The following is a 13,021-nucleotide window of genomic DNA, read 5'->3' as shown; positions in this document are numbered from 1 at the left end:
TCCCATGTATCTGATAGCCAACCGAGACATGCTGCTCAAGGCGCAGCGCCAGGGTTACGCCGTTCCGGCGTTTAACGTCCACAATCTGGAAACCGTGCAGGTGGTGGCGGAGACCGCCGCCGAGCTGCGCTCGCCGGTGATCATGGCCGGCACGCCCGGCACCTTCAGCTATGCCGGCACCGACTACCTGATCGGCATCTGCCAGGCGGCCGCGCACCGCTACGATCTGCCGCTGGCGCTGCATCTCGATCATCACGAAGCGCTGGACGACATCGAGCACAAGGTAAAAAGCGGCATCCGCTCGGTGATGATCGACGGTTCCCATTTGCCGTTCGAGCAGAATATCGCCAAGGTGGCCGCCGCAGTGGCCCTGTGCCACCGCTACGGCGCCAGCGTGGAGGCGGAGCTGGGCCGCCTGGGCGGACAGGAAGACGATTTGATCGTCGATACGGCGGACAGCTTCTATACCGATCCGGCCGCCGCGCGCGAGTTTGTCGCCGCCACCGGCATCGACTCACTGGCGGTGGCGATCGGTTCCGCCCACGGCCTGTACCACGGCGAACCGAAGCTGGACTTCGAGCGCCTGGCGCTGATCCGAGAACAGGTGGACGTCCCCCTGGTGCTACACGGCGCTTCCGGCATTCCGGAAGCGATGGTCAAGCGCGCGATCTCGCTCGGCGTTTGCAAGGTCAACGTCGCCACCGAATTGAAAATCGCCTTCGCCGATGCGGTAAAAAGCTACTTTTCACAGCACCCGGACGCCAACGACCCGCGCAAATACATCGTCCCCGGCAAGCTGGCGATGAAAGAAGTGGTGGCGGACAAGATCCGCATCTGCGGCAGCAGCGGCATGCTGTAATCCCGCTCTCGCCCCCGTTGCTGCCGCCGCGCAACGGGGCCGAAAACGGCCGCCCTTGTCCGACTTTCCTGAGAGAACGATCACAGCCTTTTACCCTGCCCGCGCCGGAAACCATTAACCGGTCTTCACTATGATCCAAATCATGGTTTTACTCACCCTACCTTTCTATTATCAAACTCATTGAATGCGGGCAGTAGGATTTTTGCCCATTCGTTTTTATTTCGCCAGGCGAAATAGCTTATTTGATGAAAACAAGCGCGCTTGTTTTTTAATTGGCAGTTTTTTTACTCTGAAAGGAACAGCATATGAACCATTACTTAGCCATATTAAGCGCATTGGTCATTCTGCCCTTCGCTCTGCAAGCAAAACCGCTTTCCGGTAGCCAGGTCGCCTCCGGCGTCGTGCGCTTCACCGGCGCCATTACCACGCCGGCCTGCACCGTCAAACATCAGGATGAAAAGCTTATCTCCAGCTGCTTCGGTAAAGTGACGGAATATCAGAACGGGTATATATCCTCTTCGTTAAAAGAGATGCCAAAAGAATTAGTTTCTGCCGTCAGCAGTGAGTTGGTGAATAACGATCCCCATTTAAAGCGCGTGACTATCAGCTATAAGTAAGTACAAAGCGTTACTGCCTGCTGAAATAATAAACAAGACACAACTTGTCTTGATGACTTATAAATTTATTTTATAAATTTATCGCACAATAACTCCCCGCCTTACCGTAAGCCGGCTATTCGGGCAATCCTGTGGTTGCCCATCAGCATGTCCGAAATCCGCCATCGCTCCCTCCCATTTCATGCGATAATCGCCACACTAAACTGAGGAGTGAGCCAGATGCAGACTTTTTTGATTGATCGTACCGCCACGCAGGTGGGAGAACTGGTGCTGATTGCCGATGAACAGGGGCGCCTGCGGGCGATCGACTGGACCGATCACGAAGCGCGCCTGATGAAGCTGCTGAACACCCACTACCGCGCCGATCGGTTCACCCTGCGCGAACAGCGCGATCCCAGCGGGCTGACCGACGCCATGCAGCGCTATTTCGCCGGGGAACTGAGCATTATCGATCGGTTGCCGGTGATGACCGCCGGCACCGAGTTCCAGCGCACCGTCTGGCAACAGCTGCGCCAAATCCCCTGTGGCGAGATCCTGACCTACGGCCAGCTGGCGCAACGCATCGGCCGTCCGACCGCCTCGCGCGCCGTCGGCATGGCCAACGGTTCAAATCCGATCAGCATCGTGGTGCCCTGCCATCGAGTGATCGGTTCGCAAGGCGCGCTGACCGGCTATGCCGGCGGCGTACAGCGCAAACAGTGGCTGCTGCAGCATGAAGGCTACCTGCCGAAAAGTTTGCTGTAGCCGCTGCGATCGGCTTATCCAGCGCCATTGTTTGGCGCTGCTTAATAAAGCACAGTGCCCAACGCCGCGCTCGTGCCCGCAGGGCACTATTAATAACTTGTGTGAATAAAACGCATAAGTCACAAATAATACTCATAACTTCAGTCCGATACAGAATAATCGGCGGCATGTGTGCGCAAAATTCGCACACAATACCCCTATTCATGCTAATGCCACCCTTATCAGCTGCAGCAAAAGATGTTAAAATTGACTCATATCAATTATTGAATGAGCGTAATCTATGATCCCGGAAAAACGCGTGATTCGTCGTATCCAGTCTGGTGGTTGTGCGATCCATTGCCAGGACTGCAGCATCAGCCAGCTGTGCATTCCTTTCACCCTCAATGCTCACGAGCTGGACCAGCTCGACAACATTATCGAGAGGAAGAAGCCCATCCAGAAAGGCCAGACCTTGTTCAAGGCCGGCGACGAGCTGAAATCGCTGTACGCGATCCGTTCCGGGACCATCAAAAGCTACACCATCACCGAGCAAGGTGATGAGCAGATCACCGGCTTCCACCTGGCGGGCGACCTGGTAGGCTTCGACGCCATCGGCGGCCTGAAGCATCCGAGCTTCGCTCAGGCGCTGGAAACCTCGATGGTGTGCGAGATCCCGTTCGAGACCCTCGACGATCTGTCCGGCAAAATGCCGAACCTGCGTCAGCAAATCATGCGATTGATGAGCGGCGAGATCAAAGGCGACCAGGACATGATCCTGCTGCTGTCGAAGAAAAACGCCGAAGAGCGCCTGGCGGCGTTCGTTTACAACCTGTCGCGCCGCTTTGCGGAGCGCGGCTTCTCACCGCGTGAGTTCCGGTTGACCATGACCCGCGGCGACATCGGCAACTACCTTGGGCTGACGGTGGAAACCATCAGCCGCCTGCTGGGCCGCTTCCAGAAAAGCGAAATCCTCAGCGTGAAAGGCAAATACATCACCATCGAAAACGCCGACGCGCTGTCGGTGCTGGCCGGTACGCCGCGCATCAACGTGACCGTCAACGCCTGATCCCCCCGCCGGATCAACATTTCACCGAAATTGTTGATCCGGCACGCTTCCGTTGTTGTTCTGTTTTTCAATGTTGGGTTACTCTGTAAATTAACAGACTGTTGATTTCAGCTGTAAGGAGGCCCTATGGCGAAGTATCAGAATCTTCTGGTGGCTATTGACCCCAATCAGGACGATCAGCCGGCATTGCGCCGCGCCGTGTACCTGGTAAAACGGAACGGCGGGCGCATCAAGGCCTTCCTGCCCATCTATGACTTCTCTTACGAAATGACGACCCTGCTCTCCCCGGATGAAAGAACGGCGATGCGGCAAGGTGTGATCAGCCAACGCGCCGCCTGGATCAACGAGCAGTGCCGCTTCTATCTCAACGACGGCGTGCCGATCGAAATCAAAGTGGTTTGGCATAACCGCCCCTTCGAAGCCATCATTCAGGAAGTGCTTTCCGGTCAACATGACCTGCTGCTGAAAATGGCGCACCAGCACGACCGGTTGGAGTCGGTGATCTTTACCCCCACCGACTGGCACCTGCTGCGCAAATGCCCTTGCCCGGTGTGGATGGTGAAAGACCAGCCCTGGCCGGAAGGCGGCAAGGCGCTGGTGGCGGTCAATCTGGCCAGCGAAGAACCCTATCACGACCCGCTCAATATCAAACTGGTGCAAGAAACCGTCGAACTGGCGCAAAACGTCAACCAGACCGAGGTTCATCTGGTCGGCGCCTATCCCGTTACCCCGATCAACATCGCCATCGAATTGCCCGACTTCGACCCGAGCGTCTACAACGACGCCATTCGCGGCCAGCATCTGATCGCCATGAAGGCGCTGCGGCAGAAATTCTGCATTAAGGAAGAGTTCACCCACGTGGAAAAAGGCCTGCCGGAAGAGGTGATCCCCGATCTGGCCGAACATCTGCAGGCCGGCGTGGTGGTGCTGGGCACCCTGGGTCGTACCGGTATTTCAGCCGCCTTTATCGGCAACACCGCGGAACATGTGATCGATCATCTGAAATGCGACCTGCTGGTGATTAAACCGGAAAACTTCAACTGCCCGATCGAAGCGGATGAAGACGACGAACACGACGACGAAGATTAGGCTTCGCTCATAAAGAAACGGGCCGCTGAAAAGCGGCCCGTTTTTCTTTGGTTGCCCAATTTTACTTCTGCAGCGCCCGCAGAATCGCTTCCACGCTGTCTTTGGCATCGCCGAACAGCATCTGGGTGTTCTCCTTGAAGAACAGCGGGTTCTGCACGCCGGCGTAGCCGGTGTTCATCGAGCGTTTGAACGCGATCACGTTCTGCGCTTTCCACACTTCCAATACCGGCATGCCGGCGATCGGGCTGCGCGGATCTTCCAGCGCCGCCGGGTTCACCGTGTCGTTGGCGCCAATTACCAGCACGGTATCGGTATCCGGGAAATCGTCGTTGATTTCATCCATCTCCAGCACCACGTCGTACGGCACCTTCGCTTCCGCCAGCAGCACGTTCATGTGGCCCGGCAAGCGCCCCGCGACCGGGTGAATGCCGAAACGCACCTTCACGCCGCGCGCCCGCAGTTTTTCGGTGATTTCCGCCACCGGATACTGCGCCTGCGCCACCGCCATGCCGTAGCCCGGGGTGATGATCACCGAGGTGGAGTTCTTCAGTTGCTCGGCCACTTCTTCCGCCGTGGTTTCACGGTATTCGCCCATCTCTTCGGCTTCGCCGGTGGATGAACCGTCACTGCCGAAACCGCCGGCGATCACGCTGATAAACGAACGGTTCATCGCCTTGCACATGATGTAAGACAGGATGGCCCCCGAAGAGCCCACCAGCGCGCCGGTGACGATCAGCAGATCGTTGCTCAGCATGAAGCCCGCAGCAGCCGCCGCCCACCCCGAATAAGAGTTGAGCATCGACACCACCACCGGCATGTCAGCGCCGCCGATCGAGGCGACCAGATGCCAGCCGAACGCCAGCGCTATCGCCGTCATCAGCAGCAGCGCTATCACCTGCCAGCCCACGCTGTCGGTGCGCACGAACGCCACCAGCAACAGGAACGAGATCACCAACGCCGCCAGGTTCAGCTTGTGGCGATTCGGCAGCATCAGCGGTTTGGAAGAAATGATGCCGCGCAGCTTGCCGAAAGCGACGATCGACCCGGTGAAGGTCACTGCACCGATAAAGATGCCGAGGAACACTTCGGTCAGATGGATATTCGCCATCACCGGTTCCATCGGCGCGCCGTGATCCAGGTAGCTGTTGAAGCCGACCAGCACCGCCGCCAGGCCAACGAAACTGTGCAGCACCGCCACCAGCTCCGGCATTTCGGTCATCTCGACCTTCTTGGCCAGATAGACGCCGATCGAGCCGCCGATGATCATGGCGATGATGATCCAGCCGACGTTGCCGGAATCCGGCCCCAAGATGGTGGCGATCAGCGCGATCGCCATGCCGGCGACGCCGAACAGGTTGCCCTGCTTCGACGTTTCATGACGCGACAGGCCCGCCAGGCTGAAAATAAACAAAATAGCGGCAACAATGTATGCAGCTGTAACCAATCCTCCAGACATTTGTTACCCCTTAGTTCTTGCGGAACATCTTCAGCATGCGCTGAGTGACGGTGAACCCACCGAAAATATTGATGCTGGCGATCAGCACGGCGATAAAGGAGAGGAAACTCACCCAGCCGCCGTGGCCAATTTGCAGCAGCGCACCGACCACGATAATCCCTGAGATCGCGTTGGTAACCGACATCAGCGGGGTATGCAGCGCGTGGCTGACGTTCCAGACCACGTAGTAACCGACCACGCAGGCCAGCGCGAACACGGTAAAGTGCGACAGGAACTCTTTCGGCGCCGCGTCCGCCAGCCAGCCGAACAGCAGGATCGCCAGGGCCATCAGGCCATACTTCAGCCACGGCGAGGTCGGTTTGGCTTCGGGTTTGGCGGCCGGTGCGGCGGCGGGCGCCGCTTTCGGTTGGGCCGAGACCTGGATCGGCGGCGCCGGCCAGGTGATTTCACCGCTGCGCACCACGGTAACGCCGCGGATCACCGTATCGTCGAAATCGATGTCAATCTCACCGTTTTTCTCTTTCGACAGCAGCTTCAGCAGGTTGACCAGGTTGGTGCCGTACAGCTGCGAAGATTGGGTCGGCAAGCGGCTCGGCAGATCGGTATAGCCGATGATTTTCACGCCGTTGTCGGTCACGGTAATGGTGTCGGCCACGGTCAGTTCGCAGTTGCCGCCGGTTTGCGCCGCCAAATCGACGATCACGCTGCCCGGCTTCATCGACGCCACCATCTCTTTGGTGATCAGCTTCGGCGCCGGTTTACCCGGGATCAGCGCGGTGGTGACGATGATGTCAACCTCCGCCGCTTGCGCGGCGAACAGCGCCATCTCGGCCTTGATAAAGGCTTCGGACATCACTTTGGCGTAGCCGTCGCCGCTGCCCGCTTCCTCTTCAAAATCCAGCTCGAGGAACTCCGCCCCCATGCTCTGCACCTGCTCTTTCACTTCCGGGCGGGTGTCGAAGGCGCGCACGATGGCGCCGAGGCTGCCCGCGGCGCCGATCGCCGCCAGGCCGGCCACGCCGGCGCCGATGATCATCACCTTGGCCGGCGGCACTTTGCCGGCGGCGGTGATCTGGCCGGTGAAGAAACGGCCGAACTCATGCGCCGCTTCGACGATCGCGCGGTAGCCGGCGATGTTGGCCATCGAGCTCAGCGCGTCCATCGACTGGGCGCGCGAGATGCGCGGCACCGAGTCCATCGCCAGCGCGGTGACGTTGCGCGCCGCCAGCTTGGCCATCAATTCGGGGTTTTGCGCCGGCCAGATAAAGCTGACCAGCGTGCTGCCTTCACGCATCAAGGCGATCTCGTCGTCTTGCGGCGCGTTGACTTTCAGGATCAGATCCGACTGCCACACTTCGCTTTCGTCGACCAGCGCCGCGCCGGCGGCTTCGTAAGCGACGTCTTCAAAACTGGCCAGTTTGCCCGCCCCGCGTTCAATCGCGACGGTAAAACCCAGCTTCAGCAGTTGTTCCACCGTTTTCGGCGTGGCTGCGACCCGGGCTTCATTGGCCAACCGCTCTCTTGGTACACCAATACGCATAATGTTCCCTTCTCACCTGTCTTGGATGATGTTTATTATTTTCCTGCCCATAGCACGGCGCCGCCGGCGAGCGTTGCGTTAACTTGCCCGCACTGATTTCAGGCGCCAACTATAACCTACTGAAAATAAGGTCGATGATCCATAATTGCTTACGCATTCATCCCTGTTTTTACATAAAAACGCCGTGCGCGATATGACAAATCGCAATTTACAGTGAAAAAATCCATACAGAACAGCACATTCTGCGTGACAGGAGGTTTACGCCCGGCGTAACGATTTATGGCCACGCGCGGCGTAAAAGCATAAAAGTTATCATTTTGTGAATAATTAACATTAATGACACCAAAGCCGTTATTATGGAAACTTATGACGGCGGCGCCATCCGTGCGCCCCGCGTCGCCATCGGCGATTTGTCGCACGGGATAACATAAAATGCTGAGACAGTTTTCAGAATTACATGTAATAATCGACGGCTGAATTACACTTAAACAGTTCAGTACGTTATAAACGTTAATGCGCTAGGCGAAAGGATTTTTTATGAAGCTGAAGACCACGATCATCGCGTCAGCCTTGTTATCACTCACCGCGCTGTCTGCTCATGCGGCGCAAGAGTTAACTCCTGAGAAAGCAGCGGCGCTGAAGCCGTTTGATCGCATCACGATTACCGGCCGCTTCAATGCCATCAATGAAGCCGTCGACGCCGTATCCCGCCGTGCAGACAAACTGGGTGCCGATTCCTTCTATATCCAGGACAGCAACAACAGCAACAACGGCGGCAACTGGCGCGTCACCGCAGACCTTTATCATAAAGATGCGCCAGAAGTGAGCAAAACACCAAAATACCGCGTATTTAACGGCGTGAACGAACTGCCTAAAGAGGAGGCTTACCTGCTGGAGCCTTACGATACCGTGAGCGTCAGCGGCTTCTACCGCAGCCAGCCGGACATCAACGACGCCATCTCCAAAGAAGCGAAGAAAAAAGGCGCCGCTTCGTTCTTCATCGTGCGCCAGGTTGACGCCAACTCCGGCGGCAACCAGTTCGTCACCGCCTACATCTATAAGGCCGATGCGCCGAAACGCCGCGTGCAGAGCCCGGACGCCATTCCGGCCGATTCTGACGCCGGCCGCGCCGCCCTGGCCGCCGGCGGCGCCGCAGCCGCGAAAGTCGAAATTCCTGGCGTCGCGTCTTCCGGTTCGCCAAGCCGCGAAGTGGGCCGTTTCTTCGAAACCCAGTCCTCTACCGGCCAACGCTATACCGTCACGCTGCCTAACGGCACCAAGATCCAGGAAGTGAACAACGTGACCGCCGCGCAGATGGTGCCGTTCGATTCCGTCACCTTCACCGGCCACTTCAACAGCATGACCGATGTCTCCACCGAAGTGGCGAAACGCGCGGCCGAGAAAGGCGCCAAGTACTACCACGTCACCCGCCAGTGGCAGAACAAGAGCGGCGGCAACCTGACCGTCAGCGCCGATCTGTTCAAATAAAACCCGTTTTTAGGTTTACCATCGGGCAGCCCTTGAGCTGCCCGTTTTTATTGCCGCTTTTTCCATCGCGCGTTGAATAGTTTTTTGTAAATTCCGCATATTCAATCATTGCATCTCTAATCATCCCTCCGTAGAATTTGCGCCAATTTTTAGGGCTATTGTCTATTCGCGCAGTGGTTGTTAATACATTGTTGCCGCCAAGCAGTTCCCTTCCAGTTGTTTATTCTGCTTTCAGGATCCGTCATTGGAAAAAAAACTCGGTCTTACCGCGCTAACCGCTTTGGTGCTCAGCTCGATGCTGGGCGCCGGCGTGTTCAGTCTGCCGCAAAACATGGCGCAGGTCGCCAGCCCCGCCGCGCTGCTGCTGGGTTGGGGGATCACCGGCGTCGGCATTCTGTTTTTGGCATTCGCCATGCTGTTGCTTACGCGTTTGCGTCCGGATCTGGACGGCGGCATCTTCACCTACGCCAAAGAAGGGTTCGGCGAACTGGTGGGCTTCTGCTCCGCCTGGGGTTACTGGCTGTGCGCCGTGATCGCCAACGTCTCGTATCTGGTGATCGTGTTCGCGGCGCTGAGCATTTTTACCGATCGCGGTGGCAACGTTATCCTCGGTGACGGCAATACCTGGCAGGCGCTGATCGCCGAATCCGCCCTGCTGTGGATCGTGCACGCGCTGGTGCTGCGCGGCGTGCAAACCGCCGCCAGCATCAATCTGGCGGCCACCCTCGCCAAGCTGTTGCCGCTGGGGATGTTCGCCGTTCTGGCGGCGATCGCCTTTAAAATGGACGTGTTCACACTGGATTTCAACGGCATCGCCCTCGGCAAACCGGTGTGGGAACAGGTCAAGGACACCATGCTGATCACCCTGTGGGTGTTTATCGGCGTGGAGGGCGCGGTGGTGGTTTCCGCCCGCGCCCGCAATAAGAAAGACGTGGGCCGCGCCACTATGCTGGCGGTGCTGTCGGCGCTGGCGGTGTATCTGATGGTCACGCTGCTGTCGCTGGGCGTGGTGCCGCGCAGCGAACTGGCCGAGATGCGCAATCCGTCGATGGCGGTGCTGATGGTAGAACTGATCGGCCCGTGGGGAGACGTGCTCATTGCCGCCGGCCTGATCGTTTCCGTGTGCGGCGCCTACCTGAGCTGGACCATCATGGCGGCGGAAGTGCCGCTGCTGGCCGCGCAGCACGGCGCGTTTCCGCGCGTGTTCGGCAAGCAGAACCGCCATCACGCCCCGTCCTCTTCGCTGTGGCTGACCAACATCGCGGTGCAACTGGCGCTGGTGCTGATCTGGCTGACCGGCAGCAACTATAACTCGCTGTTGACCATCGCGTCAGAGATGATCCTGGTGCCTTACTTCCTGGTCGGCGCGTTTCTGTTCAAGGTGGCTTACCGCCGCCGCGACAAACGCCTGATCTTCGCCGCCACCGGCGCCTGCGTCTATGGTTTATGGCTGCTGTACGCTTCCGGGCTGATGCACTTGCTGATGTCGGTGCTGCTGTATGCGCCAGGGCTGTTGGTGTTCATGTATGCCCGCCGCGGCCATCGAGATATCAATCTGCTCAATCGCCTGGAAAAAAGCAGCATCTTCTTGCTGCTGGTGGCCACGCTGCCTGCCGGCTGGTTTATGTTGCACTAAAATCGCCTGCCCATGCGGCTGCCCGTCAGCCGCATTTCATTTGCTCGTCCTTCCTCTTATCCCGCTCCCCGTGATTAATCCGTCAGTGGCTCCTCTTGCGATCTCAAATGCAATTAATTATCATTATCAATTGTGATTGACGGTATGGCTCGAGCGCCCCCTGCCGAGAGGCGTCAGGTGGCGGGTTTAGACAGGCTGAAAATGGAAGGCATTTCATGGCTGAAAAACTGCTGCACGCATTACCCTTGTTTGCCGATTGGGAAGCACGGATCGCTGAGGGCAACACGGCATTCAATCAGCGGCGCGATCGCCTGGCGATGGCGCGCTATCAACAGGCGCTGGAGGGGGCTCAGGCGATCATCGCCGAGAAGCCCTGGCTGAATGCGGAATATACCGCCAGATTTGAAGCGCTGAATATTTTCGAGTCTGCCCTTGCCGCGCTGATCGTCACGTTCAACAACATTACCCATCTGCGCCTGCGGCAGAAGCCTCTTCGCGGCGTCGAGCTGCATGTTCATCAGGCCCGAGTCGCTATCGAGCAACTGTTGGACGATACGTCGCTGTGCGAACAGATGCAGCAGATCGCCGAACGGCACCTGCTGCGTTTCAGGATTGAAACCCTGCACTTGCTGCGCGAACACCGGCTGCCGGAAACCAGCGTCTGCGCGCCGGCAGCCAACGCTTCCGCTACCTTGCATTAAAAGTGACACACCAATCTGAGGGTCATCTGTAATGAAAGAATTGAATGACGAGATGAAGAAGATGCTGGCTAAACAGCTGCCTGTGCAGGCGACCAGCAGCCCGAACGGCGTTCCCGATATCGGCCCCAAGCGCTCTTTGCGCCTCTATGATGACCGTACGCTGATTTACAACGAAAATACCGGTGGCCAAACGCTGAAAAACATCAAGGCCGGCTCGAAAATGGCCGTGGTGATCATCGATCGCGAGGCGCTGGACGGTTACCGCTTCGTTGGCACGCCCGAACTGTTTCTGGCGGGCAAGCCGTTTGACGATGCGTTGACGTTTGCGGAAAAAAATGGGATGAAGCCGCCGAAGTACGCGGTGTTAATTCATATAGACAGTATTTATACCCTGCGCTCCGGCCCGAATGCCGGGACCCAGCTCTAGACGCCGGCCGTCATGCGGCTTGAGACATCACGTTCATGGTTAGGCCATCGCGGTAAGTCAATTGCCTAACCATGAACGGGCGGCCGGGGCGGTACACCCGGTCAGCTTTTAGGGGGAATGGTGATGGTCATGCGCTCACCCACCAGGGCGATCGCAATGCCTTCCTCGCACTCTTTTTGAATGGCCGCCAGCTGTTGCGCTTCCAGCGCATAGGGCAACTGAATATCAAACACCGTCAGGCCCTGCTGTTGCGCCAGGTCAATCAGGCGTACGATATTGGTTTCATCGCTGACCTGTGTCGACACCACTTGCAGCGCCAGCTCTTTCAACTGCTCTTTGCGCGTTTGTGACGTGGTCACGCGCGATTTCAACACCATGCCGAAGATCGGCATCACACCATAAATAGCATCAACAAAGCGCCAGTGCTTCCTGCACGATGCGGACAGAAAATCCATATAGTCGAAACAGATTTTCTCACTGCGCGCGATGGATGCAAGGTGATTGCTGTTCATCCCCTCATTCCTCTCATGGCCAGTGTTAACCCGTGGTCTTTCAAGCCGCCGCCGGGCGGCAACCTGAAACGCATTGGGGATCTTACATCCAGAAATGGATAATCATGCGAAGCTTTAACGACTTTCCGCCGTATGATGGCATAATTCCCCTATTGTTTGCCAGTCTGTCCAGGAGCTTTAATCAATGGAACACCCCAACTCTGCCCCGGTGCTGATAACCGGCGGCGCGCGGCGCATCGGGCTGGCGCTCGCCAGAGCGTTTCTCCAGCGCGGCGTTCCCGTCATCATCGCCTATCGCAGCGAATATCCGGCGATGACCGAGTTGAAAGCCTTGGGCGCCAGTTGCATTCAAGGCGATTTTTCCACGCACGAAGGTATCTACCGTTTCGCCGACCAGGTGCGGCAGGTGGCGCCCAAATTGCGCGCGGTGATCCACAACGCCAGCGCCTGGCAGGCCGAGTCGGCAGAAGTGCCGCCGGAGCAAGTGATGGCGGCGATGCTGCAAATTCACGTCTATACGCCCTATTTGCTCAACCAACTGCTCGAATCTTGCCTGACCGGCCAGGGCCAGGCAGGCGCTGACATTATCCATCTGACCGACTACGTGGTGGAAAAAGGCAGCGACAAACATATCGCCTACGCCGCCAGCAAGGCCGCGCTGGACAATATGACCCGATCGTTCGCCCGCAAGCTGGCGCCGGAGGTGAAAGTCAACGCCATCGCGCCGGCGCTGATCATCTTCAATCCGGGCGACGATGAAGCCTACCGCCAACAAGCGCTGGCGAAATCGCTGATGAAGGTCGCGCCGGGCGAGAGCGAAGTGGTCAATCTGGTGAACTACCTGCTGGAGAGCCGTTACGTGACCGGCCGCACCCACGGCGTCGACGGCGGGCGGCCGCTGCGCTGA

At 57.9% G+C, this 13,021-nt stretch carries 14 protein-coding genes; 10 read left to right on the top strand and 4 right to left on the bottom strand.

Features of this window, described 5'->3' with window-relative positions; all coding sequences use genetic code 11:
* The first annotated feature begins 4 nt into the window (after positions 1–4).
* From ACMGF7_RS19305 to uspE, 5 genes are all read left to right on the top strand, one after another.
* Positions 5–859, top strand: coding sequence for a tagatose bisphosphate family class II aldolase (locus tag ACMGF7_RS19305; protein WP_049240888.1), 855 nt, complete (start codon positions 5–7; stop codon positions 857–859).
* A gap of 305 nt (positions 860–1,164) precedes the next feature.
* Complete coding sequence (locus ACMGF7_RS19300; protein ID WP_049240886.1) at positions 1,165–1,476, top strand: hypothetical protein; 312 nt, start codon at positions 1,165–1,167, stop codon at positions 1,474–1,476.
* A gap of 219 nt (positions 1,477–1,695) precedes the next feature.
* Positions 1,696–2,220 (top strand): methylated-DNA--[protein]-cysteine S-methyltransferase, encoded by a 525-nt coding sequence (ogt, locus tag ACMGF7_RS19295; RefSeq protein WP_197799605.1) that lies wholly within the window; start codon positions 1,696–1,698, stop codon positions 2,218–2,220.
* 280 nt (positions 2,221–2,500) lie between these two features.
* On the top strand, positions 2,501–3,265 hold the full coding sequence (locus ACMGF7_RS19290) for an FNR family transcription factor (RefSeq protein ID WP_004938278.1): 765 nt from the start codon (positions 2,501–2,503) through the stop codon (positions 3,263–3,265).
* Positions 3,266–3,391: 126 nt separating this feature from the next.
* Positions 3,392–4,354 (top strand): universal stress protein UspE, encoded by a 963-nt coding sequence (gene uspE / locus ACMGF7_RS19285; protein WP_004938281.1) that lies wholly within the window; start codon positions 3,392–3,394, stop codon positions 4,352–4,354.
* Positions 4,355–4,415: 61 nt separating this feature from the next.
* On the opposite strand, the gene pntB is transcribed toward uspE, so the two are convergent.
* The 3 genes from pntB to ACMGF7_RS19270 form a co-directional block, all read right to left on the bottom strand.
* On the bottom strand, positions 4,416–5,810 hold the full coding sequence (gene pntB / locus ACMGF7_RS19280) for a Re/Si-specific NAD(P)(+) transhydrogenase subunit beta (protein WP_015377983.1): 1,395 nt from the start codon (positions 5,808–5,810) through the stop codon (positions 4,416–4,418).
* A gap of 10 nt (positions 5,811–5,820) precedes the next feature.
* The gene (gene pntA, locus ACMGF7_RS19275; protein WP_004938288.1) at positions 5,821–7,350 is read right to left on the bottom strand and encodes a Re/Si-specific NAD(P)(+) transhydrogenase subunit alpha; all 1,530 of its coding nucleotides are present in this window, start codon (positions 7,348–7,350) and stop codon (positions 5,821–5,823) included.
* 149 nt (positions 7,351–7,499) lie between these two features.
* Positions 7,500–7,769 carry a hypothetical protein gene (locus tag ACMGF7_RS19270; protein ID WP_164094916.1) on the bottom strand — a complete coding sequence of 90 codons (270 nt, stop codon included), beginning with the start codon at positions 7,767–7,769 and terminating at the stop codon, positions 7,500–7,502.
* A 118-nt stretch (positions 7,770–7,887) separates the two neighbouring features.
* Between ACMGF7_RS19270 and ydgH the strand changes: the two genes are divergently transcribed.
* The 4 genes from ydgH to ACMGF7_RS19250 all read left to right on the top strand — a co-directional run bounded on the left by ydgH (position 7,888) and on the right by ACMGF7_RS19250 (position 11,602).
* Positions 7,888–8,838, top strand: a complete 951-nt coding sequence (gene ydgH, locus ACMGF7_RS19265) for a DUF1471 family protein YdgH (RefSeq protein WP_004938291.1) — start codon at positions 7,888–7,890, stop codon at positions 8,836–8,838.
* Positions 8,839–9,082: 244 nt separating this feature from the next.
* Positions 9,083–10,474, top strand: a complete 1,392-nt coding sequence (locus ACMGF7_RS19260; RefSeq protein ID WP_033632944.1) for an amino acid permease — start codon at positions 9,083–9,085, stop codon at positions 10,472–10,474.
* Positions 10,475–10,689: 215 nt separating this feature from the next.
* Positions 10,690–11,175, top strand: coding sequence for a hypothetical protein (locus ACMGF7_RS19255; RefSeq protein ID WP_420286581.1), 486 nt, complete (start codon positions 10,690–10,692; stop codon positions 11,173–11,175).
* 31 nt (positions 11,176–11,206) lie between these two features.
* Positions 11,207–11,602, top strand: a complete 396-nt coding sequence (locus ACMGF7_RS19250; RefSeq protein WP_049240882.1) for a pyridoxamine 5'-phosphate oxidase family protein — start codon at positions 11,207–11,209, stop codon at positions 11,600–11,602.
* A gap of 101 nt (positions 11,603–11,703) precedes the next feature.
* Here ACMGF7_RS19250 and ACMGF7_RS19245 read toward each other — a convergent pair whose 3' ends face one another.
* Positions 11,704–12,114: a hypothetical protein gene (locus ACMGF7_RS19245; protein WP_004938301.1), complete on the bottom strand. Its 411-nt coding sequence runs from the start codon at positions 12,112–12,114 to the stop codon at positions 11,704–11,706.
* A gap of 184 nt (positions 12,115–12,298) precedes the next feature.
* On the opposite strand from ACMGF7_RS19245, the gene folM reads away from it, so the two are divergent.
* Positions 12,299–13,021 (top strand): dihydromonapterin reductase, encoded by a 723-nt coding sequence (folM, locus tag ACMGF7_RS19240; RefSeq protein WP_016927586.1) that lies wholly within the window; start codon positions 12,299–12,301, stop codon positions 13,019–13,021.

Origin of the sequence: Serratia sp. BNK-17 (assembly GCF_048684935.1) — a bacterium.
Taxonomy (GTDB): Bacteria; Pseudomonadota; Gammaproteobacteria; order Enterobacterales; family Enterobacteriaceae; genus Serratia; species Serratia nematodiphila.
Note: the sequence above shows the minus strand (reverse complement) of the source record. Positions and strands in the feature narration are given on the sequence as shown.